Genomic DNA, 23472 nt, shown 5'->3' with positions numbered 1-23472 from the left:
GAATGATTTCAACTAGAACAGCCACTTTAAAAGATTTGCCTATTCTTTTAGAGTTTGAACAAGCGCTTATTAATTTCGAAAGACCTTTTGACATTACTTTAAAAGACGAAAAAATATCATATTATGATATTAAAGCAATGATTTTGTCTGATGAAGTAGAAGTTATTGTAGCTGTAGATGAAGGAAATGTTGTAGGCTCTGGTTATGCCAGAATACAATTGGCAAAACCATATTTAAAACATCAAAACTTGGGGTATTTAGGTTTTATGTATGTTGAAAATTCTCATAGAGGTAAAGGAATTAATAAACTAGTTATTGATGCTTTGCATACTTGGGTAATATCTAAAAACACATTTGAAGTTCGATTAGATGTATATGCTGATAATCCTGGAGCTATTAAAGCTTATGAGAAAGCAGGATTTAAAAAGCACTTAATTAATATGAGAAGAGGTTTAAAGTAATACCATTACTCTTTTTCATTAAAGTGTTTAGCAATATAGGCACCCATACTAAAACAAGCTTGCAATAAATAACCTCCTGTAGGCGCGTTCCAATCTAACATTTCACCGATACAGTAACTATTTTTGAGTTTCTTGAGCTCGAAATTTTCGTTGACTTCGCTTAAAGCAATTCCGCCAGTAGTTGAAATAGCTTCATTTAAAGGAGCAGCAGCTTCAATAATAAGAGGTAAGTTTTTTACTTTTTCTGCAATACTGTTTTTGTTGATGTATTCTTCTTTTGTTAAAGTAGTTTTTAAAAGAGCAATTTGAGGTGCACTTAACTTCAATATTTTTTTAAGAATATTGGTAGTTCTTAAATGAGAGCCCTTTATTTTTTTTACAACCTCAGTAAAAGTAAGCATCGGTTTTAAATCTAAATAAATAACAGGTTTTTTGTTAGCAGTTAGTTGCGATTGTATTTGCGTACTCAATGCATAAATAGCATTTCCTTCTAATCCGAATTTTGTAATAACCAATTCTCCTTTTTGTTTTTTATCTAAACAAGAAAGTGCAATGTTTTTTAAAGGTTGTCCTTCATTTTTAGATATAAAATCACTTTTCCAATTAATATAATAAGCACAATTAGCAGGCAAGAAAGGAAGTGTATTTATATCTTTCTCCTTAAAATTATCTATCCAATTACCTTCTGATCCAGTAATTTTCCAACTAGCGCCACCTAATGAAAAAATAGTATAATCAGGGGTGATAATTTTGTTGTCATTAAAAATCAACTCACTTTTATCATTCCAACCTTTCCATTCATAATTGTATACAAATTGTATATTTTTATCGCTTAAAAACTGTTTGATGTTGGTAAGAACTGTAATAGGTTTAATTCCTTTTTCAGGATATATACGATTACTACTTCCTACAAAAGTTGGAATAGCAATAGATAATAACCAGTTACGTAAATCATCATTAGTGAAATTTAATAAAGCATTTTTAAGAAATGAAGTAGGTGTGTAGCGTGCAATCATTTTATCAATAGATTCTCCGTGGCTAAGGTTAAATCCACCATCACCAGCAACTAAGAATTTTCGTCCTAACGATTTCTTTTTTTCGTAAATGGTAACATCAAATTTGTTAGTATCTAAAAAAGCTGCAGCAAATAACGCAGAAGGACCACCGCCAATAATGGCTATTGATTTTTTCATAGCACAAAGTTAGTATTTGTTTTTTAGGATAATAAAAAAAAAGGGTATAAAACAAATAAAGTCTGCAACCTAAGTTGCAGACTTTATTTTATATAAACGTTTTTACTTTAAATGAATTACATTTTTGCTAAAAACTCTTTATTCATTTTAATATAATCAGCGTTACCTGCTTTTTCAGCACCAGCTAAAGATGCTTTTGCAGCTTTAACAGCTCCTTTTTTATCACCAGCTTTCGCTAAAATTAAAGATTGCTGACGTAAATACCAAAAACGAGGCTTGTCCTTAGTCATGTCTACAGCCTTGTTAATCCAAGTTGCCGCCTTTTTAATGTCTTTATCACTTTGTAAATAATATACAGCAGCAGAATAAAAATCACCAGCTTTTGGGCCCTGCATAGTAGCAGCAATACTTGCTTCTACAGCTTTATCAGTAGGCGTGTTAAATTTTACACCAACATACACATTTTCCCATAACATTCCTAAAACAGCTGAGTCGTTTTTAAGGTCGTCAATAGTAATTGTAAAAGTTTCTATTTTCATAGGCATCATATCAGCCTTTACAGTGGTAGATAAAGCTACCTTATTAGCATCCCATTTCTGTGGAGTTCCCCAGTTTGTTGCATCCGTATAAAAAATTACTTCCCAAGCATCTTTTCCTGGTTTTGTATATAAAGCATATGTTCCTTTCTTTAATTCTTTTCCGTCGATAGTAACATCAGTACTAAAAGTAACTTTCGTGTTTTCGTTAGCTCCAGTTCTCCATACTTTGTCAAAAGGAACTAAGTTTCCGAAAATTGCTCTATCTCTCATTCCTGGTCTAGAATATTCAACTGTTACATCAGATAAACCAACAGCTTGTTCTAATTTAGAAGTAGGACTTGGAGCAGGTGTTTTTATTTGTGCATTTGTAGTTAACGTAAGTGCAGCTACAAATAGGCTTAAAACTATTTTTTTCATGATAATTGATTGTTTTAAATTTAGATGTTAAAATTACAAGGAATAATTCAGTTAAATGTTAATGAAAACTTAAAATAAACATCATTTTTTTAGTTGATATTTGCAATATGAAAAAATATATTTCAGAATTAATAGGAACTTTTGCCTTAGTTTTTTGTGGTACAGGTGCCATGACAGTGAGTGAAATAACTGGTGGAACCGATTTAACACATACAGGTGTTGCAATTACCTGGGGTTTAATTGTAATGGCAATGATTTATGCTTTCGGAGAAATATCAGGAGCACATTTTAACCCTGCAGTAACAATTGCCTTTGCGTATGCTAAAAAATTTTCATGGAAAGAAGTTCCGAAATATATTATTGCCCAATTATTAGGTGCAATATTGGCAAGTTGTATTTTATGGGTTTTGTTTCCTGCAAGTGAATATTACGGAGCTACGATTCCGTCGTTTGAACCGTGGCGTGCATTTATTTTAGAATTACTGCTAACCTTCTTTTTAATGCTAACAATTATTAATGTTTCTAGCGGAAGTAAAGAAGTAGGCGTAATGGCAGGAATTGCTATTGGAGCTGTGGTTTTATTAGAAGCAATGTTTGCTGGGCCAATGACAAAAGCATCTATGAATCCTGCACGTTCTATTGCGCCAGCTTTGATTTCTGGGCATTTAGAACATTTGTGGTTGTATATATTGGCACCAATTTTAGGGGCTTTGTTAGCGGTGGTTTCTTGTAAATTAGTTAAAGATGATAATTGTTGCGATGATGAATGTTAGTATTTTAGGTTGCGGTTGGTTAGGAAAACCATTGGCTACATATTTAATAAGTAAAGAATTTATAATAAAAGGATCTACAACTTCGGTAGAAAAACTTCAGGATTTTAAAAACCTTGGAATTAACCCTTTTTTAGTTGATATTGATAAAGTTAACGAAGAGACTATTCAACCATTTTTGACTTCTGAAATATTAATCGTAGCAATTCCTTCAAAAAATGTATTAGGCTTTAAAAACCTGATTAGAGAAATAGAAAAATCAACTATTAAAAAAGTGATTTTTATAAGTTCAACTTCGGTATATCCTAGTTTGAATAAAGAAATGACAGAAGAAGATGTAACAATAAATTCTCCCTTAGTTGAAATAGAAAATGCTTTTGGTGAAAATAGTTGTTTTGGTACAACAATTGTTCGTTTTGCAGGCTTGTTTGGATATGAGCGACAACCAGGAAATTGGTTTCAAAATAAGAAAATACCACACCCAAAAGGTTTTGTAAATATGATACATCAAGATGATTGCGTAGAAATTATCTATCAAATTATACAACAAGATGTTTTTGGAGAAGTTTTTAATGCTTGCTCAAATCACCATCCAACACGAAAAGAATATTATTTAAACGCAAGGAAAGTATTGAAAAAAGAACCTCCAGTTTTTGATGATTCTTCTCCTTTAAAATATAAAATTATAAATGCTGATAAAGTACAAAAGCAATTGAGGTACACTTTTATTCACGATAATTTGTTAGTTGATTAATAGCATATTGTTTTATGCCGAGTCATGTTCATTTAATATTTAGAGCAAAAGAAGAAAACCCATCAGGATTGATACGAGATTTTAAAGGGTTTACAGCAAGAAAGTTAATTAAAACAATAGAAGAGAATCTACAAGAGAGCAGAAAAGAATGGCTGTTATGGATGATGGAAAGAGGGGGAAGTAAAAAAAGTAATGTTAAAAAGCGCCAGTTTTGGCAATAACATAATAAGCTTATAGAATTGTGGAGTGAAAAAGTAATACAACAAAAGATAGCTTATATACATAACAATCCTGTAGAAAGTGGATTTGTAACAAATCCTATAGATTGGAAATATAGTAGTGCAAGGAACTATCAAGAAGACCAAACTATTTTAGAAATAGATATATGACAATGAGAGATACATATAGTTTGTATAATAGCACAAGCGAGACGCTTGCGCCAGCGGGGGGATTTTCTAGCATCAAAAGATGGGTTTGAATATTACAGAATGATAGAAGGAAGCAAAGAATATTTTGCTAAACTAAAAGACAAGGAAGGGGTACTTGTTATTGTAGATAAAGGTACAGGTATAACAATTGGTGCTATTACTAATATAATAAAGGATGTTTCTTCAGAATTATTTAAAGAAGAAAACAACATGAATAAAAATTAAATAACATGAAGAACAGTTTATTAATTATATATACTATTATTTTAATAACTACTACAGTTTTTAATAGCGGTTATTTTCTGGATTTAAAAGATTATTGTGTATTTCGAGCAAGTAATTTATCATCAATGTATATTTTATTAATAGTTTTATTTGGTTTATTTTTTCTAATGAGAAAATTTTTTGAAAAGAAAGGATACAATGGGTTAACTTTAATTTATACTTTACCGGTAATATTATTTATACTTTTTTTAAAATTTTCTTTTTTAAAAAGAGATAAATTATTATTGAATAGTAAGGTTATTATTGATAGAGCTATTATAGTAGAAAAAAGTAATTCAAAATTTTCTTGGCATGCAATCTCTAGATTTAAGATAAATAAAAGTAAGGATAGTATAAGTAAATACTTTAAAATAAATGGAAGTTTATTAAAGAAGAAAAAGATAGGAGATACAATTTTGGTAAAATATGTATTAGAATGTCCTAATATTGCTACAGATTATAATTTTTCACCTACTCAAGAAGAAATAAAGTATTATAAAGGAGGGAGAGTTGTATATCCTGTAAAAAAGTAATTATAATTGATGAAAACCTCCCCGCTAGCGCGAGCATACTCCTCGTGTCATTAAAGAAAAGAAGGGATAGTGGAAAAATATAATAGTGAGTGTGAACGTCTCGCTCGCCCCGCTAGCGAGAGCATCTTACTCGTGACCGGCATAGTAAGAGATAAGAATATTAAGAGTATGGTTTTTAATATTTAGAAAAAAAATATAAAGTAAGTACGAGCGAGACGCTCGCACTAGCAAAAAAGGAAGCCAAAGAAGAAGTGAAAAATGAGTAGAAGATATAAATTTGTTATCTACTTAAGAATACTTCCGCTTCCTTAAATAATTGAAACCAAAACCAAACAACGCAAGTAGTAGTAACGGAACTCCAATATTTATAAATTGCCAAAAGCTTTTTTCATTGTATGCTTTCTGTTTATCTAATAAATTAATGGTTACTGTTTTATTGCGAAGGTTAATTAACCCAGAATCATCTAGTAGATAATCGATAGTATTAATTAAAAACTCCTTGTTTCCGAATTGTTCACCTGTCCATTTATCTAAAGCTAAATCATGTGGTTTCCCTTTTAAAATCTGATTTTTAGCAAGGTCTCCATCCGAAATAATTACCATTTTATTAGCTTTACTTTCTTCTTTAAAAAGTGGTGTATTAAATGGTTTCGTTCTGTTTTTGTAGGCAGAATTAAAAGTACCTTCTAATAAGACCGCTAAAAGTTGCGGTCCACTATTAAATTCGTTTTCTATAGGTTGCTTTGCAATACTTTGTAACTCAACAAAATTAGGCGTTCCTATTTTTTTTGTAAGTACAGAAGTTACTAATAAAGGTGTTTTTTTTAAGTTTCCTTTTAAAGTGTCTATTTGCGTAGCAAAACGAAAACGAACAGGAGTAAGGTTTTTCGTAATCGGATGCTTCGGGTTTCCGTTTACCAACGGATGATAAAACCAGTTTAAATGCTGAAATTGTGCTTGGTTTCCTACATTACCAGTAGCTAACGGAATTTTAGCGGAATACAAATCTTGAATTAACTTGTTATTTACACGAACTTGGTAGCTAAACAGTAAATCGGTTAAGTTTAAATCACGAGGAAAAGCTAACATTTTTCCGTTGTTATATAAACTATCAGTATCTGCATAATTTTGATCAATCATCCAAAGAGATTTCCCTCCGTTTGTAATAAATTGATCTAAAGTGAATTTTTCTTCTTCTGTAAAACGTTCCGTAGGTTTGGCTATAATTGCCAAATCGTATTTTGCTAAGTCGGTTAGTGTTTTCTGCGAATTCGTTGCTACGTTATTTAATGAAAACTTTGCTAAACGGTATTTTTTACCGAGTTCGGTTAGTAAACTGTATAATTGAATATCTTCTAATTGACCATTACCAGCAATTACAGCTATTTTGGGTTTTGTTGTTTTGGTGATGTTATGAATTGCGTTCGCAAAAGAATATTCTAATTTTTTAATAGCGTTTTGCAATTGATTTTCTTGTGTTTTTGCCAATGAGTTTGGTAATAAAGAAACCAACTCCGTTTTTTTACCAACACTAATTTCTGCCCAAGGAAAAATAATAGCCTCTGATAAATCACCGTCTTCTTCAACAGTTAATTGACTTGGCATCATTCCTTTTTTTATCAAACGTTCCCGAATTGTTTTCGGATTGATAAAACGAAAGCGAACATTAGAATTAATTGCTTTTAGCTCTTCTAAAAACTGACGTGTTTCTGTTTGTAAACGCTTAAATTCTGCAGGAAAATCGCCTTCTAAATACACGTTTATTAAAATAGTGTCGTCTAGCTTGTCGAGCAACTTATAGGTAACATCAGAAATTGTATATCGTTTATCTTGTGTTAAATCGAATCGCTTATAAACAGCATTAGAAAGGTAGTTTATCAAGATTAAACCGATAAATGCAAAAGCAATATGTTGTAGCTTCTTATTCATTTTTTTAATTGTTGTTTGGTGATGAATAAAAAGAAAATAGTAACGCTTAAAAAGTAAATAACATCGCGCGTATCAACCACACCGCGACTAATACTTTTAAAGTGTTCGTTAATTCCGAATTGTTGTATCGAGTTACCTAAAGTGTCGCTTACAGCATCAAATCCGTAGAATAAAATAAAAGTGATAAATATACTTAATATAAAAGCGACAATCTGATTTTTAGAGAGTGTAGACGTAAATAAACCAACTGCCGTATAAGTGGCAGCTAAAAAAAGTAATCCTAAATACGAACCAATTGTACTACCAATATCTAAATTACCAATAGGGTTTCCTAGCAAATAAACGGTATATACATACGTTAAAGTAGGTAGCAACGCAATGCATACTAAAAGTAAAGAAGCTGCGAATTTACCAAGTACAATTTGCCAATCGGTTACAGGTTTGGTTTTTAAAATTTCGATGGTTCCGCTATTTAGTTCATCAGCAAAACTTTTCATGGTAATTGCCGGAATTAAAAATAAAAATAACCACGGCGCTAAATAAAAGAAAGAACTTAAATCGGCAAAACCAGCATTTAAAATATTGAAATTGTCTTTAAAAACCCATAAAAACAATCCGTTTACGAGTAAAAAAACTCCGATAACTAAATAAGCTATTGGTGATGCAAAAAATGAGTTAAATTCTTTTTTTAGTATGGCGTACATTATTCTTGGTTTATATCGAGGCGAAAAATAGTATTGTCGTCAAATAAATCCTCATCATCTAAAATAAACTGATGTTTTTCTAATAACGTTGTTGATGCAGTATTATTTTGATGTGTAAAAGCTTCAATGGTGTTTAGTTCTAAAACCGATTTACCATATTCTAAAACAGTAGCCATGGCTTCACTCATAAAACCTTCATTTTGAAAATCGGGATTTAATTCATAGCCAATTTCTGCATAATTATTTTCGGCATTGATATTATGATAAACAATGGTACCAATTATTTGGTTGCTTTCTTGATGCTGAATTGCCCAAAAAATTCGATTTCCTTTTTCAAATTCATCCAAACAAGTTTGAATAAAAGAATCAGCATCATTTAAGTTTTTAGGCGTATCTCTAACAATTAACTTGTTAATTTCTTTGTTAGAACGCAGTTTAAAAATAGTTCGTTTATCGTTAAAAGATAATTGACGTAATGTTAATCTTTCTGTAGATAACTCAGGGAAAATAGTAGGGTAGTTCATTATGGTAGGCTTACGGTTTTGTCAACACTCCACGCTAATGGTTTGTCGTTAAATAATACTTTTGTTTGTGCCCAAACTCCTTTAAATAAATCAGAGTTTCGGTAGTTTTCTAGGTCTTGTTCGGTTTCCCAATAGCTGTAAGTAAAAAAGATATCAGAATTTGTTTTGTCTCTATACAATTCTAATAAACGGCAACCAGGAGAGTTTCTAATAAACTCTTTTTTGGTGTTAAAATTAGCTAAGAATTCTTCAATTTTATCTGAATGAAAACTCATTTTTACAATTCGTACAAACATATTTTTAATTTATTGTGGTAAAATCAGGTGTTTCAATTGTTTCAAACTCAATAGTAATAGTATCTCTATAACCTAAACCTAATAAAGAAGAAGCACCACCAACGGTGTTTAGATTGCTTCTGTAAATTGCAATTTCTAAAAAACCTGCCGAATTAAAAATAGCAAGCTTTTCTCCGTCATAGCGTCTTTTATCCTCAGGAACGGTATAGTCTACAATTTCATTATATCGATTGTAAATTTTATTAAAAAAAGATCGTTTTGCAGAGACTTTAAAATCTCGACCTTTTCCTATAGTATTAAATAGTTTTTTGTGGATGTTTGTAATTACATTTCCGTAGTTATCTATATAAATAACACCACCAATAATAACAGTTTGTGCCTGATTTACTTTTGGCTGTATCTCGATAATTTTCTTATAAGAAGTTATTTCCTTACCGATAACATTTAAGCTACCGCCACGAGCAATATGCGAAGCTACTTGCACAAAAACATCTAAAACAGGAAAGCTAGTTTCTATATGATTATGAATATTAATTTCTACAATCTTGGTAGGGTTAATTTCTGATGTAATCATTGATATTAAACCGTTATCCGGACAAATAAAATAATGATTGTCTAATTCTATAGCAATGTGTTTGTTATCTACGCTTAATTCAGAATCTACTCCAACAATATGTATTGTTTTCTCGGGGAAACTCTTGTAAGTGTTTTTTAAAATATAAGCAGTTTCGGTAATGTTAAATGGCGTAATATGATGTGTAATATCAACAATTTTAGCCTCAGGTAACTCACTATAAATTGCTCCTTTTACAGCACCAACAAAGTGATCTTTTATTCCGAAATCGGTGGTCAATGTAATTAGAGACATTAATATAAATACTTGTTAATTAGTGGGTTGAAAAAATAGGCTAAAATTTATAGCAAAACTACATAAATCAATAAAAATAATCATTATTTTTAAAGTGAATAAATTAAAACTTTTATCAATTGAACGAACGTATCATTGAAATAACAGAAATCGACCCAAATGAATTTTTTGGAGCTCAAAATAGTACGATAACAGAGTTGAAAAAGTATTTTCCGAAAGTTAAAATTGTAGCTAGAGGAAATAAGCTTAAGATTTATGGTGAACCCGAAATTTTAGATGAGTTAGAAAAACGGATATTGATGCTAATGAAATACTTTAATAAGTATAATAAGTTAGATGAAAACAGTATCGAGCGTGTTTTAACATCAACCGGAAAAGAAGAAGAAATTCGAAAGTCAGGAAAAACAGAAGGTGTTTTAGTGCATGGTGTTAGTGGTAAATTGATAAAAGCACAAACAACAAATCAGCGAAAAATGGTTGATTTGATGGGAAAAAACGACATGCTATTTGCTGTTGGACCTGCAGGTACAGGGAAAACATATACAGCAGTAGCATTAGCGGTAAAAGCATTAAAAGAAAAAGAAGTTCGCCGAATAATTTTAACAAGGCCTGCGGTAGAATCTGGCGAAAATTTAGGTTTTCTTCCGGGTGATTTAAAAGAAAAACTAGATCCGTATATGCAACCTTTATACGATGCTTTGCGTGATATGATTCCGCATGAGAAATTAGAATCGCACTTAGAAAAAGGAATTATACAAATTGCTCCTTTGGCATTTATGCGTGGTCGTACGTTAGATAATGCTTTTGTTATTTTAGATGAAGCACAGAATACAACGCATAACCAAATGAAAATGTTTTTAACAAGAATGGGAATGCATGCAAAATTTATTATTACTGGAGATCCTGGCCAAATAGATTTACCTCGTAAACAAATTTCTGGATTAAAAGAATCGTTATTGGCTTTAAAAGATATTAAAGGAATTGCGATGGTGTATTTAGATGATAAAGATGTAGTGCGTCACCGATTAATTAAAAGCATTATTAAAGCGTATAAAAGTATAGAAACTGAATAATATGAAAAAGAAAGTAATAGCGTTATTAGGGCTTTTGATATGCATTACTGGAGCAACTATTTATTTTTTAGAGTATAATAACAATCCTATTCTTCCTTCTTTCTTAAAAGGAACAAGTTTGTTTATTATGCTTTTAGGATCATCAGTTGCTTTTTTTTATTCTCTTTTTGATAAAAAAATAAAACAATAATTATTATCATCAATAATTCATCAAATTAATAAAACGATTAAAATCATCAATAAAATGAAAAATAAATTGCCTTTGTTTTTTCTGAATATAATCTCTCTTTTAATACTTTTTTCATGTTCACCAAAGACAGATAATAACAATGTAAATGAAAATATAGAAAAAAACATAACACTTTTCTTTGTAAATGACCAGCATGCCCGACTAGACAATTTTGCTAAAATTAAATATATAATTGATAAGGAAAAAGAAAATAATAGTGTCGTCGTTGCGTGTAGTGGCGATATGTTTTCTGGAAGCCCAGTGGTTGATAATTATACAGACAATCAAGGATACCCGATGATTGATGTTATGAATAGAGTAGGATTTGATATTTCAGTTTTAGGAAATCACGAATTCGACTACGGTGAAGAAACGTTGAAAGACAGAATTGATCAATCTAATTTTAAATGGGTGTGCGCAAATGTTGATATGTTAGAGACCAATGTGCCGCAACCAAACGAATATTATACGGTTTTAAAAGATGGTTTAAAAATTACGTTTTTAGGTTTGGTAGAAACAAACGGAAAAGACAATGGTACAATTCCGTCTACACATCCATGGAAAGTTCAAAACTTTGCTTTTCAAAGACCAGAAACTGTTGTAAGCAAATATAAAGATGTTAAAAAATCTGAAGATTCAGATCTTTTTATCGCATTAACTCATTTAGGGCACTCTACAAATAAAGGATTAGGAGATGTACAGTTGGCAGAACAATATCCGTATTTCGATTTAATTGTTGGCGGGCATTCTCATCAAGAAATTAATACTATTGAAAACGGAATTCCAATTTTTCAATCAGGATCTTATTTAAAGAACTTAGGGGAAATTGAAATATCAGTAAAAAATAAAACAATTACTAATATTAAATATACACTTATCAATCTTGATGAAGTAACAGAATATGATCAGAATTTAAAAGATATTATTGACGGTTATAATGATTTACCAGAACTAAAAGAAGTAGTTGGTGAGTCATTAATATATCACGAGAAACATAAAGTAGGTTGTTTTTATGCGGATGCGCTTAAAAGTGCGATGAATGTAGATGTTTCTTTTCAAAATTCAGGAGGAGTTAGAAGCTTTTTAGATAAAGGCGATATTACCAAGGAAGAGATATATACCATAGAGCCTTTTAATAACGGAACCGTAAAATACGATATGAGTGTTCAGCAAATAAAAGACTTTTTAATAGGTTCAGCATCTGGTTTTTATTATTCAGGAATTACTATTGAACAAGTAGGAAATAAAGTTGAAATTAAAGATGCGACCGGTAATTTAATGAACGATAATACGATACTTTCGGTAGGTTTAAACGATTACATTCCTGCTGTTCACGATGAATATTTTCCTGAAGAAAATAAAGTACAAGATCTTTCGGCAGCAGAATCAATAATGTCTTATTTACAAAACACCAATTCAGAGGTTAATTATGCTAGTTGTGCTAATTACTTTAAATACACTATTTAGTTTTTTTACAAAAGCTGATTTAGGTAATTAAAAAGAGGTGTTAAATAAAAAAGAAGAATAAATAACATATTTTTGTAGTCAACAACACAACAAACAAAAAATGAATACAATTAACGAAACCAATTTTCAGTTTCCAAAACAAAAGTCGGTTTATAAAGGAAAAGTACGAGAAGTTTATAATATAAATGACGAGTTATTAGTGATGATAGCTTCAGATAGATTATCAGCTTTCGATGTAGTTTTACCACGTCAAATACCTTTTAAAGGTCAGATTTTAAATCAGATTGCCACCAAAATGATGAATGATACAGCAGCTGTTGTTCCGAATTGGTTGCATGCAAACCCTGATGAAAACGTAGCAATTGGCTATTTATGCGAGCCTTTTAAGGTAGAAATGGTAATTCGTGGCTACATGTCTGGTCATGCAGCGCGTGAATATAAAGCAGGTAAAAGAGTTTTATGTGGCGTAGCAATGGCAGAAGGAATGAAAGAAAACGACAAGTTTGCTGTTCCTATAATTACACCATCTACCAAGGCTGATAATGGTGACCATGATGAAGATATTACACGTGAAGAAATTTTAGCTAAGAATGTAGTTTCTGAAGAAGATTACATCGTTTTAGAAAAATATACAAGAGCATTGTTTCAAAAAGGAACTGAAATTGCAGCTTCTCGAGGATTGATTTTAGTAGATACTAAATATGAATTCGGAAAAACAAAAGAAGGTGAAATTGTATTGATTGATGAAATTCATACGCCAGATTCTTCTCGTTATTTTTATGCTGAAGGATATCAGGAAAGGCAAGATAAAGGTGAAGCTCAAAAGCAATTATCAAAAGAATTTGTACGTCAGTGGTTAATTGAAAATGATTTTCAAGGAAAAGACGGACAACAAATTCCTGAAATGTCTGACGAAAAAGTTATCGAGATTTCAAATAGATATATCGAATTATACGAACAAATTACAGGAGAGAAATTTGTAAAAGCAAATACAACAAACGTATTAGATCGTATAGAAAAAAATGTAGTTAATTTTTTAAATGAATAGTAACAAAATAAGTATTCGTCCGGTTTTAAATTTATCCTCTGAAATTCCTGTAGAAGATTTTCAGAATAAAACAATACGGCCAATTTTAAAGTTACAGCACGAGCTGCTTTTACAATTTTTTGTTTTCTTTTGTAAGAATCAAAAAGTAGATATTTTAAATGTCGAAAAAGAGAAATTTAATAAAGCGGTGAACAATATCACCAAAAAAAATATAAATTTAAAAAATCAGTTTTTAGGTTTAATTATAGGTCAGTTTACCGTTGGTGAATTTGCCTTTTATAAAGAAAACAATACTGATATTAATAAAAGAATTTTAACGATGATTGGGCAACGAATTAAAGATAGCCAATTAGAAATTAAAGATTTTAAAACAAACAACAATGATAATAGAACCAAGAACTAGAGGGTTTATTTGTTTAACATCTCACCCAATAGGATGCGAGCAAAACATAAAAGATCAAATAGCATACGTACAATCGAAAGGTAAAATAGAAGGCGCTAAAAAAGTATTAGTAATAGGTGCATCAACAGGTTTCGGATTGGCATCAAGAATTTCAAGTGCCTTTGGTTCTGGTGCGGCAACAATCGGAGTTTTCTTTGATAAGCCAGCGACGGAAGGAAGACCTGGGTCGCCAGGTTTTTACAATACTGCAGCTTTCGAACAAGAAGCGAAAAAGGCAGGTTTGTATGCCAAAAGTATTAACGGAGATGCTTTTTCTAACGAAATAAAAGAGCAAGTTGTAAATTTAATCAAAGAGGATTTAGGTCAAATTGATTTAGTAATTTATAGTTTAGCATCACCAGTAAGAACACATCCAACATCAGGAAAACGCTTTAAATCTGTTTTGAAACCAATCGGAGAAGTTTTTACGAATAAAACAGTTGATTTTCATACAGGAAAAGTATCAGAAATATCTATAAACCCTGCCGAAGGTGAAGATGTTGAAAATACAGTAACGGTAATGGGAGGTGAAGATTGGAAAATGTGGATAGACGCTTTACAATCTGAGAACTTATTATCAGAAGGTGCTACAACAGTTGCTTATTCTTACATTGGCCCAGAAGTAACAAAACCAGTATACAGAAACGGAACAATTGGTGCAGCAAAAGACGATTTAGAAGCAACAGCTTTTAAAATTACAGATGATTTAAAATCATTAAACGGAAAAGCATACGTTTCTGTAAATAAAGCATTAGTAACGCAAGCTAGTTCTGCAATTCCGGTAATTCCTTTATATATTTCTTTATTATTTAAAGTGATGAAGGCAAAAGGAATTCATGAAGGATGTATCGAGCAAATTCAACGTTTGTATAGCGAACGTTTATTTGGTGGTGATTTAAATTTAGATGCTAAAGGAAGAATTAGAGTTGATGACTGGGAAATGCGTGAAGACGTGCAAGCAGAAATTGCAGAATTGTGGGAAAAAGCAACTACAGAAAATCTAGCCGAAATAGGAGATTTAGAAGGATATAGTAAAGAATTCTTTAAGTTATTCGGATTTAAAGTTGACGGAGTAGATTATGATGTTGATGTGAATGAATTAGTTAATATTCCGAGTATCCAATAAGTCGATAAAAAAATAAATTGAAAACCTCATAGATATTAAGTCTATGAGGTTTTTTAGTTATATTTAATTTTTAAATTATATTATGGAAACAGCTACAGTAAAAGCATTAAAAGATGAATTAAAACATAAAAATTCTAACGAATTGTTAGAGCTGTGTTTAAAATTAGCGCGTTTCAAAAAAGAAAATAAAGAATTACTTACTTACCTGTTATTTGAGTCTCATGATGAAGAAAGGTATATTTTAGGTGTAAAAAATGAAATAGATGTATTATTTGTAGGTATTAATACAAAAAGTTATTTTTTTATCAGAAAAAGCGCCCGAAAAATATTAACAATTACTAAAAAATACATTCGTTTTTCAAAGAAAAAAGAAACAGAAGTCGAATTACTCTTGTATTTCTGTGTAAAACTTAAAAACTTTAAGCCTTCTATAAAAAGTAGTCCGCGTTTACAAAATATATTAACGACGCAAATAAAGTTGATAGAGAAACTAATAACAACACTGCACGAAGATTTACAATATGATTTTCGTTTAGAGTTAGATAAGTTATAGCGTTGTAAAAAATATTTTTCATAAAATATATTAAAGCTACGATAGGAGTTTAAATAGGGTAATTCTTGTTTTAAAATGTACAAAAGTAAAATGTTTTTTTTATTTCTATAAAAAAAGCTAAATTTAAAACAAATTACAATGAACTAAACCACATGAGTAACTATCATATAAAGCATTTAGAAGAGTACTTTCAAGTATATAAAAAATCAGTCGCTTCTCCAGAGAAATTTTGGGGAGAAATTGCAGAAGAACATTTTCTTTGGAGAAAAAAATGGGATAATGTACTAAGCTGGGATTTTAAGAAACCAGAGGTAAAGTGGTTTGAAGGAGCTAAATTAAATATTACAGAAAACTGTTTAGATCGTCATTTGTTAACAAGAGGCGATAAAACAGCGATCCTATTTGAGCCAAATGATATAAATGAAGAAGCACAGCATATAACATACAGAGATTTACATCAAAAAGTATGTAAAATGGCAAATGTGTTAAAAGATAAAGGAGTTAAGAAAGGAGACAGAGTTTGTATTTATCTGCCTATGATTCCAGAATTAGTATACTCCGTTTTAGCATGTGCACGGATAGGAGCAATACATTCAGTAGTTTTTGCTGGGTTTTCATCAACGGCTCTAGCAACAAGAATAAATGATTGTGATTGTAAAATTGTAATAACAAGTGATGGCTCTTTTAGAGGAAGTAAAACAATAGATTTAAAAGGAATAGTAGATGAAGCATTAGAGAGTTGCTTAGGTGTTGAAGCTGTTTTAGTCGTTAAAAGAATCCAATCTCATATTACAATGAAAACGGATAGAGATTTTTGGTTAGCACCTCTTCTAGAAGAAGCATCGGCAGTATGTGAACCTGAAATTATGGATGCTGAAGATCCGTTATTTATATTGTATACTTCAGGTTCAACAGGAACACCAAAAGGAATGCTACATACTACAGCGGGCTATATGGTGTATTCGGCATATACTTTTAAAAATGTATTTAATTATACAGAGAACGATGTGTATTGGTGTAGTGCAGATGTTGGTTGGATAACAGGTCATAGTTACATAATATATGGACCCTTAGCAAATGGCGCTACTTCAGTATTATTTGAAGGTGTACCAAGTTATCCAGATTATAGTCGTTTTTGGCAAACAGTAGAGAAACATAAAGTTACACAGTTTTATACAGCGCCAACAGCCATAAGAGCATTAGCTAAAGAAGGTATTGGTTATGTAGAAAATTACGATTTATCATCATTAAAAGTTTTAGGAACGGTAGGAGAACCAATAAATGAAGAAGCTTGGCACTGGTATGATGATAATATCGGTAAAAATCAAGCACCTATAGTAGACACTTACTTTCAAACAGAAAATGGTGGAATTATGTTAACGCCAATTCCTTATGTAACACCTACAAAACCAACATATGCAACATTGCCATTTATAGGTATTCAGCCAGGTTTAATGGATGAAGAAGGTAAAGAGATAGAAGGGAATCAAGTAAGCGGACGTTTATGTATTAAATTCCCATGGCCTTCGATTGCCAGAACTATTTGGGGAAACCATAAAAGATATAAAGAAACTTATTTTTCTGCATATGAGAATAAATATTTTACAGGAGACGGAGCTTTAAGAGATGAAGTAGGTTATTACAGAATTACTGGAAGAGTAGATGATGTAATTATTGTTTCAGGACATAATCTAGGAACTGCACCTATTGAAGATGCGATTAATGAACATCCTGCTGTGGCAGAATCAGCAATCGTAGGATTTCCTCATGATATAAAAGGAAACGCATTGTGTGGTTACGTAATTTTAAAAGAAACAGGCGAGTCTAGAAATCAAGATAATTTAAGGAAAGAAATAAATCAAATTATAACAGAACAAGTAGGTGCGATTGCTAAATTAGATAAAATACAATTTACCAAAGGATTACCAAAAACAAGATCAGGAAAAATAATGAGACGTATTTTGCGAAAAATAGCAAATAAAGATATTGATAATTTAGGGGATATAAGCACATTGTTAAATCCAGAAGTTGTAGCAGATATTATTAAGCAATCTTAAAAGAAAGCTTTTTTTATGAAAATAAGTAATTTATTGTACCTTACAGATAATAAAAAAACAATCAATATGCCAAATTATACTTTAAAAATTAACGGAAAATCACGCTCTTTTTCAGCGGAAGATGATACACCTTTATTATGGGTTTTACGAGATGAGTTAGATATGGTTGGTACCAAATTTGGTTGTGGAATTGCACAATGTGGTGCCTGTACAGTGCATGTAGACGGAACAGCAATGAGAAGTTGCCAGTTAAAAATGTCTATGTTAGATAAAGAAGAAATTACAACAATTGAAGGTTTATCAGAAAATGCAGATCACCCGTTACAAGAAGCTTGGAAAGAAGTTGATGTTCCGCAATGCGGATATTGCCAGGCAGGTCAAATAATGACAGCAGCTTCATTTTTAAAGGACAACCCAACGCCATCAACAGAAGAAATTCGGGAAGCTATGCATGGTAATTTATGTAGATGTGCATCCTATAATAGAATTGAAAAAGCAGTAGCAATTGCAGCTAAAAAAATGTCTTAAAAATTGAACTATGAGCACACAAGAAAATAAATTCACGTTTAGTAGAAGAAATTTTTTAAGAACATCAGCATTAGCAAGTGGCGGAATTATAATTGGTTTTAATCTTTTTACGGCATGTAAACCAAATGTAGCTCCATCAATAGATATAGAAAACTTAAACTATAACGATTTTAACGCGTTTATTAAAATTTCAGAAGAGGGTTATGTAACTATTTATTCTCCAAATCCCGAAATAGGGCAGGGAGTAAAAACATCAATGCCAATGATTATCGCAGAAGAGTTAGATATCGATTGGGATAAAGTACACGTAGCACAAGCTCCTTTAGATACTAAAAATTATAAACGTCAGTTAGCAGGAGGAAGTCAGTCAATACGTTTTGGTTGGGATGCTTTAAGACAAACAGGAGCTACTACAAAACAAATGTTAGTAAATGCAGCTGCCGTAAAATGGGGAGTGGATGCAACAACATGTAAAGCATCAAAAGGTCTTATTACAAATGCAAAAGGAGAAACTTTAGGGTATGGAGATGTTGTAAAAGAAGCAGCTGTTTTAGAAGTACCTGAAAATGTAACTTTAAAAAAACCTTCTGAATTTACCATCATAGGAAAGAGTGCAACTAATGTAGATTTAGAAAAAATAGTAACAGGTAAACCTTTGTTTGGCTTAGATTATAAAGCTCCCGGAATGGTATACGCAACAGTATTAAGACCGCCGGCATTTGGCCAATTATTAGCTTCTTTTGATGCATCCGAAGCAAAAAAAGTAAAAGGTGTAATAGACGTTATAACTATTGGAGATAAAGTTAGAAGTTTTTTAGATTCAGGTAAATCTAATTGGACTTTTAAAATGTCTGAAACAGATAAAGTAGTAGTCGTTGCAGAAAATACTTGGGCAGCTATTAAAGGAAAAAAAGCCATAAAAGCTGTCTGGAAAACGAATAATAAAGAATTAGAAAATACAGAAGCTCATGATAAAACGCTAAATGATATTTTAGATGCTAAAGATTTTGATGTACGTCGTGAAGATGGAGATATTGAAAAAGCATTTGCAGCAGCAGATAAAATAGTTGAAAGAACGTATCACTCACCTTTTTTACCTCATAATTGTTTAGAACCAATGAATTTTTTCGCCAATGTTACTTCAGAAAAAGTTGATTTAATTGGTCCAGTACAAACTCCAGAGTTTGCAGCGATGGTGGTTGCAGAAATGTTAGGTAGAGATTTAGCCGATGTTCAAGTGCATATGACTAGAATGGGTGGCGGATTTGGTCGTCGTTTATACGGTGATTTTGTATACGAGGCAGCCGAAATTTCTAATACAATTAAAAAACCAGTAAAAGTTATATCTACCAGAGAAGATGATATGACTACAGGTGTTTATCGACCAGCAATAAAATACCGAATTGCAGCATCAATAAAAGACAATAAAATTACAGGATATCATTTAAAAGAAGCAGGAGTAAATAGTAATATGTACGGATTAATTCCGCACTTTTTCCCTGCGGGATGTATTCCAAACTATAAAGTTTCTACGAAGAATTATCAAAGTGATATTACTACAGGAGCTTGGAGGGCGCCGTACACTAATTTTTTAGCCTTTGCTGAGCAATCATTTTTTGATGAATTAGCAACGGAGTTAAACATCGATGCTGTGCAATTGCGAATCGATTTATTACAAAAAGTAAAAGAAACACAAGATAAAAAAATAGAATATTCCGGTAAACGAATGGAAGATACTATCAAGCTAGCAGCAGAGAAAGGTGGTTGGGGAAAAGCGAAAGAAGGTGTTTTTCAAGGTTTTTCTGCATACTATAGTCATAATACTCATGTAGCTGAAGTTGCCGAGGTTATCTTAAAAAATGGTTTACCTGTAGTTACAAAAGTAGTTGCAGCGGTAGATTGCGGAATTGTAGTAAACCCTACAGGGGCAATAAATCAGGTACAAGGTGGTGTAATTGACGGAATCGGACATGCAATGTATGGTGATTTAACTTTTGATAACGGAAAACCATCCAACAAAAATTTTGATACCTATCGATTAATAAGAATGAATGAAACACCTAAGGTAGATGTACATTTTGTTGAAAACCAACTATCACCAACAGGTTTAGGAGAACCAGGTTTACCACCAGCTGGTGGTGCTGTTGCAAATGCAATTTATAAAGCATTAGGACAAAGATTATATAAACAACCTTTTATCAAAGAATTAGATCAATCTATAAAAGGATAAGTTAATAGTTTCATATAAAAAGATGTCATATTAGTAAGGCATCTTTTTTATTGATGATTAATGAAGAAAACATCAATTTTGAAAATCTGTTAAAAAGCATTAATTTCGCCACATATAAAATTACAAAAGTAATAATGATAAAAGATTTATTTGAAAGAATTAAAGAAGATAAAGGGCCTTTAGGAAAATGGGCAGATAAAGCAGAAGGGTATTTTGTGTTTCCTAAGTTAGAAGGACCAATTTCAAACAGAATGTCTTTTAATGGTAAGAAAGTAATTACTTGGAGTATCAATGATTATTTAGGATTAGCAAATCACCCAGAAGTTTTAAAAGTAGATGGAGAATCAGCTTCAACTGATGGATTAGCATACCCAATGGGAGCTCGTATGATGTCTGGTCATACAAAATATCACGAACAATTAGAGCAAGAATGTGCTGAGTTTGTTGATAAAGAAGCAGCATATTTGGTAAACTTCGGTTATCAAGGAATGGTTTCTGCTATCGATGCTTTGGTAAATAAAGATGATATTATTGTATATGACATGGATACACATGCATGTATTATTGACGGAGTTCGTTTACATTCAGGTAAGCGTTTTGTTTACCGTCATAACGATATCGAAAGTTGTGAGAAAAACTTAAAAAGAGCTACAAGAATGGCTGAAAAAACTGGTGGAGGAATTCTATTAGTTTCAGAAGGTGTTTTTGGTATGCGTGGTGAGCAAGGTCGTTTAAAAGAGATTGTAGCTTTAAAAGAAAAATATAACTTCAGAATTTTAGTCGACGATGCTCATGGTTTCGGTACGCTAGGTGAAGGAGGTAGAGGTACTGGTTTTGAGCAAGGTGTTCAAGATGGTATCGATGTATATTTCGCAACGTTTGCAAAATCTATGGCTGGTATTGGAGCCTTTTTCGCAGGTGATAAAGATGTAGTTCAGTATTTGCAGTACAACATGAGATCTCAAATGTTTGCAAAGTCATTACCAATGCCAATGGTAAAAGGAGCATTGAAGCGTTTAGATATGATTCGTACAATGCCTGAGTTAAAAGAGAATTTATGGAAAATAACAAACTCTTTACAATCTGGTTTACGTACTGCTGGTTTCGATTTAGGAACAACACAAACATGCATTACACCAGTGTTTTTAAAAGGAGAAATTCCAGAAGCAATGGCAATGGTACAGGATTTACGTGAAAATCACGGTGTATTTTGTTCAATTGTAGTGTATCCAGTAATTCCTAAAGGGTTAATTATTTTAAGATTAATTCCAACAGCAAGACATACACAACAAGATGTAGATGAAACAATTGTTGCGTTTACAGGAATAAGAGAAAAATTAGAAAACGGAACTTATAAAAAAGTTGCAGAAGCTATAATGGCTGAGTAATAAATTAAAGGTTAAAACAAAAAAACTCATGAAAATTTCATGAGTTTTTTTGTTTTAAAAAAGAAAGGAATACATTTGGAATCCTTTTTGATAATTATAAATGATGAAAAAGTTTTTATACATATATATAATGCTATTTGTTGCTGTTACGATGGGACAAATAAAGGATACGCTTCCAAATTTCAATAACGAATATTTTTTAATAAAAGAAGGTGATAGTTTAATGATTACATTAAGCGAAGTTGCTATTTTGCCAAAGCATAAGTATAATGAGAAATCAGATGTACGTTATTATTATTGGTTTCGGCGTAAAGTTTTTAAAGCTTATCCGTATGCTGTATTAGCAGTAAAAAAAATAGATAGTGTTGATGCTCATTTAACACAAATAAAATCAAAAAGAAAAAAAAGACAATTTGTAAAAAAAACTCAAAAATATTTAGAAGAGGAATTAACAAAGCCTTTAAAAAAATTAACGAGAACAGAAGGGAGAATATTATTAAAGTTAATACACCGTCAATCTGGCAAGACAGCATTTAATAATGTAAAAGAATTACGAAACGGTTGGAAAGCTTTTTGGTATAATGCAACAGCCAATATGTTTAAGTTGTCATTAAAATCAGAATATCTACCAGAAAAAGAGAATGAAGATTTTTTAATAGAAGATGTCTTGCAGCGTGCTTTTATCGAAGAAAAATTAGAATATCAAGAACCAAAATTAAAAAAAGACTATTTATCTATAGTATCAAAAGGTAGAGGAGCTGTAAATGTAGAATTCTATAAAATAATGTTTGCAAAGCAGCAGAAAAAGCGTGCTAGAAAAAATAAAAGCAATAAAAAATAATTAAAGAGGTTTGTTATGAAGCTTAAAAAGTTTTATGGCGTGTCAATTTCTATAAAATTGTCGGGCTTTCACTACTCGCTTTTTTACCAAAAAAGGTAAAAAGAGCTCAAACAAGTCGTTCAATCCCTCACGCGAAAATCAAATCAATAGTACACTTCTAAAATATGGGATTAATATTAGAGTTAAGTGTTTAAGAAACAGGGCTAAAAAAAAACTTTAAAAGAAAGATAAAAAAGGTAGTTGTTATGTTGAAAAAGGAATCTATATTTGCACCCGCTGAGGGAAAAACGAGTGCTACAGAGCATGAGTGAGATGCTTTAAAAGTTCCTAAAAAATACTGGTTAAGATAGTTTTAATAAAGTGTAAAAAATAAGTTAAATATTACTTGTTTAGTACAGATTAAAGAGAGTATCTTTGCAGTCCGATTTAGGGTAAATAGTTCATTAAAATGTTGCGAAAATAACTTAAAAAAAAGCTTCAAAAAGTTTTGTCAGTTTTAGAAAAGTTTATAGATTTGCAACCGCTTTAAGAAAGCGATACGATCAGAGAAATTTTGGAATGATTTAGTAATAAAAATCAGTTAGTTCGAATCTAGCGTTTCTACAAAATTAGGATTTACAGCGAGTGTTTTACAGCATGAGTGCGATACCCTAAAAGTTCATTGAAAATATTGAAATTGACAGCGTAAACAAAGAGTAGAATAACCACGTTCTAATTCGTTAGAACAAATTCTTTTGAAACTTATTCATTAATATTATTTAAAATATACAATGAAGAGTTTGATCCTGGCTCAGGATGAACGCTAGCGGC

At 31.4% G+C, this 23472-nt stretch carries 24 protein-coding genes, 1 rRNA gene and 1 pseudogene (1 of these 26 cut by a window edge); 19 read left to right on the top strand and 7 right to left on the bottom strand.

Annotation, left to right across the window (positions count from 1 at the left end):
- Nucleotides 1–2 precede the first annotated feature (2 nt).
- Nucleotides 3–461, top strand: a complete 459-nt coding sequence (locus tag RRF68_RS04405) for a GNAT family N-acetyltransferase (RefSeq protein ID WP_315945133.1) — start codon at nucleotides 3–5, stop codon at nucleotides 459–461.
- Nucleotides 462–466: 5 nt separating this feature from the next.
- On the opposite strand, the gene RRF68_RS04400 is transcribed toward RRF68_RS04405, so the two are convergent.
- Together RRF68_RS04400 and RRF68_RS04395 are read right to left on the bottom strand one after the other, a co-directional pair.
- Nucleotides 467–1654, bottom strand: a complete 1188-nt coding sequence (locus tag RRF68_RS04400; RefSeq protein ID WP_315945132.1) for an NAD(P)-dependent oxidoreductase — start codon at nucleotides 1652–1654, stop codon at nucleotides 467–469.
- A 116-nt stretch (nucleotides 1655–1770) separates the two neighbouring features.
- A complete protein-coding gene (locus tag RRF68_RS04395; protein WP_315945131.1) occupies nucleotides 1771–2610 on the bottom strand; it encodes a DUF2911 domain-containing protein in 840 nt (279 codons plus the stop codon).
- Nucleotides 2611–2717: 107 nt separating this feature from the next.
- On the opposite strand from RRF68_RS04395, the gene RRF68_RS04390 reads away from it, so the two are divergent.
- The 5 genes and pseudogenes from RRF68_RS04390 (at nucleotide 2718) to RRF68_RS04370 (ending at nucleotide 5359) form a co-directional block, all read left to right on the top strand.
- Complete coding sequence (locus RRF68_RS04390) at nucleotides 2718–3383, top strand: MIP family channel protein (RefSeq protein WP_315945130.1); 666 nt, start codon at nucleotides 2718–2720, stop codon at nucleotides 3381–3383.
- The gene (locus tag RRF68_RS04385) at nucleotides 3355–4134 is read left to right on the top strand and encodes an NAD-dependent epimerase/dehydratase family protein (RefSeq protein ID WP_315945129.1); all 780 of its coding nucleotides are present in this window, start codon (nucleotides 3355–3357) and stop codon (nucleotides 4132–4134) included. The genes RRF68_RS04390 and RRF68_RS04385 overlap by 29 nt, the downstream gene beginning before the upstream one ends.
- A pseudogene (locus tag RRF68_RS04380) lies at nucleotides 4131–4523 on the top strand (transposase); the annotation flags it as partial. The gene RRF68_RS04385 and the pseudogene RRF68_RS04380, both read left to right, overlap by 4 nt.
- Nucleotides 4524–4622: 99 nt before the next feature.
- Nucleotides 4623–4787: a hypothetical protein gene (locus tag RRF68_RS04375; RefSeq protein WP_315945128.1), complete on the top strand. Its 165-nt coding sequence runs from the start codon at nucleotides 4623–4625 to the stop codon at nucleotides 4785–4787.
- Between the two features lie 5 nt (nucleotides 4788–4792).
- Nucleotides 4793–5359, top strand: coding sequence for a hypothetical protein (locus tag RRF68_RS04370; RefSeq protein ID WP_315945127.1), 567 nt, complete (start codon nucleotides 4793–4795; stop codon nucleotides 5357–5359).
- Between the two features lie 288 nt (nucleotides 5360–5647).
- Here RRF68_RS04370 and gldG read toward each other — a convergent pair whose 3' ends face one another.
- From gldG to RRF68_RS04345, 5 genes are read right to left on the bottom strand one after another with little or no spacing between them, the layout of a single operon-like run.
- Entirely contained in the window at nucleotides 5648–7288 is a 1641-nt protein-coding gene (gene gldG / locus RRF68_RS04365) for a gliding motility-associated ABC transporter substrate-binding protein GldG (RefSeq protein WP_315945126.1), read from the bottom strand.
- Nucleotides 7285–7992, bottom strand: coding sequence for a gliding motility-associated ABC transporter permease subunit GldF (gldF, locus tag RRF68_RS04360; RefSeq protein WP_315945125.1), 708 nt, complete (start codon nucleotides 7990–7992; stop codon nucleotides 7285–7287). Before gldF ends, gldG begins: the two co-directional genes overlap by 4 nt.
- Nucleotides 7992–8516 carry a GNAT family N-acetyltransferase gene (locus tag RRF68_RS04355; protein WP_218773262.1) on the bottom strand — a complete coding sequence of 175 codons (525 nt, stop codon included), beginning with the start codon at nucleotides 8514–8516 and terminating at the stop codon, nucleotides 7992–7994. Before RRF68_RS04355 ends, gldF begins: the two co-directional genes overlap by 1 nt.
- Nucleotides 8516–8812, bottom strand: coding sequence for a putative quinol monooxygenase (locus tag RRF68_RS04350; RefSeq protein ID WP_275316402.1), 297 nt, complete (start codon nucleotides 8810–8812; stop codon nucleotides 8516–8518). Before RRF68_RS04350 ends, RRF68_RS04355 begins: the two co-directional genes overlap by 1 nt.
- Nucleotides 8813–8816: 4 nt before the next feature.
- Entirely contained in the window at nucleotides 8817–9680 is an 864-nt protein-coding gene (locus tag RRF68_RS04345) for an S-adenosyl-l-methionine hydroxide adenosyltransferase family protein (protein ID WP_275316403.1), read from the bottom strand.
- Between the two features lie 119 nt (nucleotides 9681–9799).
- Between RRF68_RS04345 and RRF68_RS04340 the strand changes: the two genes are divergently transcribed.
- From RRF68_RS04340 to RRF68_RS04280, 13 genes are all read left to right on the top strand, one after another.
- Nucleotides 9800–10753: a PhoH family protein gene (locus tag RRF68_RS04340; protein WP_315945124.1), complete on the top strand. Its 954-nt coding sequence runs from the start codon at nucleotides 9800–9802 to the stop codon at nucleotides 10751–10753.
- Between the two features lies 1 nt (nucleotide 10754).
- On the top strand, nucleotides 10755–10943 hold the full coding sequence (locus tag RRF68_RS04335; RefSeq protein ID WP_315945123.1) for a hypothetical protein: 189 nt from the start codon (nucleotides 10755–10757) through the stop codon (nucleotides 10941–10943).
- A 54-nt stretch (nucleotides 10944–10997) separates the two neighbouring features.
- The gene (locus RRF68_RS04330; RefSeq protein WP_315945122.1) at nucleotides 10998–12449 is read left to right on the top strand and encodes a bifunctional UDP-sugar hydrolase/5'-nucleotidase; all 1452 of its coding nucleotides are present in this window, start codon (nucleotides 10998–11000) and stop codon (nucleotides 12447–12449) included.
- Nucleotides 12450–12549: 100 nt separating this feature from the next.
- Nucleotides 12550–13497: a phosphoribosylaminoimidazolesuccinocarboxamide synthase gene (locus RRF68_RS04325; protein WP_315945121.1), complete on the top strand. Its 948-nt coding sequence runs from the start codon at nucleotides 12550–12552 to the stop codon at nucleotides 13495–13497.
- Entirely contained in the window at nucleotides 13490–13900 is a 411-nt protein-coding gene (locus tag RRF68_RS04320; protein WP_315945120.1) for a glyoxalase, read from the top strand. Before RRF68_RS04325 ends, RRF68_RS04320 begins: the two co-directional genes overlap by 8 nt.
- Nucleotides 13878–15065 carry an enoyl-ACP reductase FabV gene (gene fabV, locus RRF68_RS04315; RefSeq protein WP_315945119.1) on the top strand — a complete coding sequence of 396 codons (1188 nt, stop codon included), beginning with the start codon at nucleotides 13878–13880 and terminating at the stop codon, nucleotides 15063–15065. Before RRF68_RS04320 ends, fabV begins: the two co-directional genes overlap by 23 nt.
- Nucleotides 15066–15147: 82 nt before the next feature.
- On the top strand, nucleotides 15148–15618 hold the full coding sequence (locus tag RRF68_RS04310; RefSeq protein WP_315945118.1) for a hypothetical protein: 471 nt from the start codon (nucleotides 15148–15150) through the stop codon (nucleotides 15616–15618).
- A gap of 107 nt (nucleotides 15619–15725) precedes the next feature.
- Entirely contained in the window at nucleotides 15726–17675 is a 1950-nt protein-coding gene (gene acs, locus RRF68_RS04305; RefSeq protein ID WP_315945358.1) for an acetate--CoA ligase, read from the top strand.
- A gap of 66 nt (nucleotides 17676–17741) precedes the next feature.
- Nucleotides 17742–18203, top strand: coding sequence for a (2Fe-2S)-binding protein (locus tag RRF68_RS04300; RefSeq protein ID WP_315945357.1), 462 nt, complete (start codon nucleotides 17742–17744; stop codon nucleotides 18201–18203).
- A gap of 10 nt (nucleotides 18204–18213) precedes the next feature.
- Nucleotides 18214–20433 carry a xanthine dehydrogenase family protein molybdopterin-binding subunit gene (locus RRF68_RS04295; protein ID WP_315945117.1) on the top strand — a complete coding sequence of 740 codons (2220 nt, stop codon included), beginning with the start codon at nucleotides 18214–18216 and terminating at the stop codon, nucleotides 20431–20433.
- Nucleotides 20434–20570: 137 nt separating this feature from the next.
- A complete protein-coding gene (locus RRF68_RS04290) occupies nucleotides 20571–21821 on the top strand; it encodes an aminotransferase class I/II-fold pyridoxal phosphate-dependent enzyme (protein ID WP_315945356.1) in 1251 nt (416 codons plus the stop codon).
- 103 nt (nucleotides 21822–21924) lie between these two features.
- Nucleotides 21925–22662, top strand: a complete 738-nt coding sequence (locus tag RRF68_RS04285) for a DUF4294 domain-containing protein (protein ID WP_315945116.1) — start codon at nucleotides 21925–21927, stop codon at nucleotides 22660–22662.
- Between the two features lie 767 nt (nucleotides 22663–23429).
- A 16S ribosomal RNA gene (locus tag RRF68_RS04280) occupies nucleotides 23430–23472 on the top strand; it runs 1475 nt beyond the window's last position.

The sequence above is a fragment of the Tenacibaculum sp. HL-MS23 genome (assembly GCF_032463465.1).
Lineage (GTDB): Bacteria > Bacteroidota > Bacteroidia > Flavobacteriales > Flavobacteriaceae > Polaribacter > Polaribacter bernardetii.
This window is presented reverse-complemented; position numbering and strand designations above follow the sequence as displayed.

Coding starts and splice junctions, on each gene's coding strand:
- RRF68_RS04285 (WP_315945116.1), top strand. CDS start 21,925: ATGAAAAAGTTTTTATACATATATATAATGCTATTTGTTGCTGTTACG.
- RRF68_RS04300 (WP_315945357.1), top strand. CDS start 17,742: ATGCCAAATTATACTTTAAAAATTAACGGAAAATCACGCTCTTTTTCA.
- RRF68_RS04350 (WP_275316402.1), bottom strand. CDS start 8,812: ATGTTTGTACGAATTGTAAAAATGAGTTTTCATTCAGATAAAATTGAA.
- RRF68_RS04370 (WP_315945127.1), top strand. CDS start 4,793: ATGAAGAACAGTTTATTAATTATATATACTATTATTTTAATAACTACT.
- RRF68_RS04375 (WP_315945128.1), top strand. CDS start 4,623: ATGATAGAAGGAAGCAAAGAATATTTTGCTAAACTAAAAGACAAGGAA.
- RRF68_RS04320 (WP_315945120.1), top strand. CDS start 13,490: ATGAATAGTAACAAAATAAGTATTCGTCCGGTTTTAAATTTATCCTCT.
- gldF (WP_315945125.1), bottom strand. CDS start 7,992: ATGTACGCCATACTAAAAAAAGAATTTAACTCATTTTTTGCATCACCA.
- RRF68_RS04330 (WP_315945122.1), top strand. CDS start 10,998: ATGAAAAATAAATTGCCTTTGTTTTTTCTGAATATAATCTCTCTTTTA.
- RRF68_RS04385 (WP_315945129.1), top strand. CDS start 3,355: ATGATAATTGTTGCGATGATGAATGTTAGTATTTTAGGTTGCGGTTGG.
- RRF68_RS04345 (WP_275316403.1), bottom strand. CDS start 9,680: ATGTCTCTAATTACATTGACCACCGATTTCGGAATAAAAGATCACTTT.
- fabV (WP_315945119.1), top strand. CDS start 13,878: ATGATAATAGAACCAAGAACTAGAGGGTTTATTTGTTTAACATCTCAC.
- RRF68_RS04390 (WP_315945130.1), top strand. CDS start 2,718: ATGAAAAAATATATTTCAGAATTAATAGGAACTTTTGCCTTAGTTTTT.
- RRF68_RS04325 (WP_315945121.1), top strand. CDS start 12,550: ATGAATACAATTAACGAAACCAATTTTCAGTTTCCAAAACAAAAGTCG.
- RRF68_RS04405 (WP_315945133.1), top strand. CDS start 3: ATGATTTCAACTAGAACAGCCACTTTAAAAGATTTGCCTATTCTTTTA.
- RRF68_RS04295 (WP_315945117.1), top strand. CDS start 18,214: ATGAGCACACAAGAAAATAAATTCACGTTTAGTAGAAGAAATTTTTTA.
- RRF68_RS04310 (WP_315945118.1), top strand. CDS start 15,148: ATGGAAACAGCTACAGTAAAAGCATTAAAAGATGAATTAAAACATAAA.
- RRF68_RS04335 (WP_315945123.1), top strand. CDS start 10,755: ATGAAAAAGAAAGTAATAGCGTTATTAGGGCTTTTGATATGCATTACT.
- RRF68_RS04400 (WP_315945132.1), bottom strand. CDS start 1,654: ATGAAAAAATCAATAGCCATTATTGGCGGTGGTCCTTCTGCGTTATTT.
- RRF68_RS04355 (WP_218773262.1), bottom strand. CDS start 8,516: ATGAACTACCCTACTATTTTCCCTGAGTTATCTACAGAAAGATTAACA.
- RRF68_RS04395 (WP_315945131.1), bottom strand. CDS start 2,610: ATGAAAAAAATAGTTTTAAGCCTATTTGTAGCTGCACTTACGTTAACT.
- gldG (WP_315945126.1), bottom strand. CDS start 7,288: ATGAATAAGAAGCTACAACATATTGCTTTTGCATTTATCGGTTTAATC.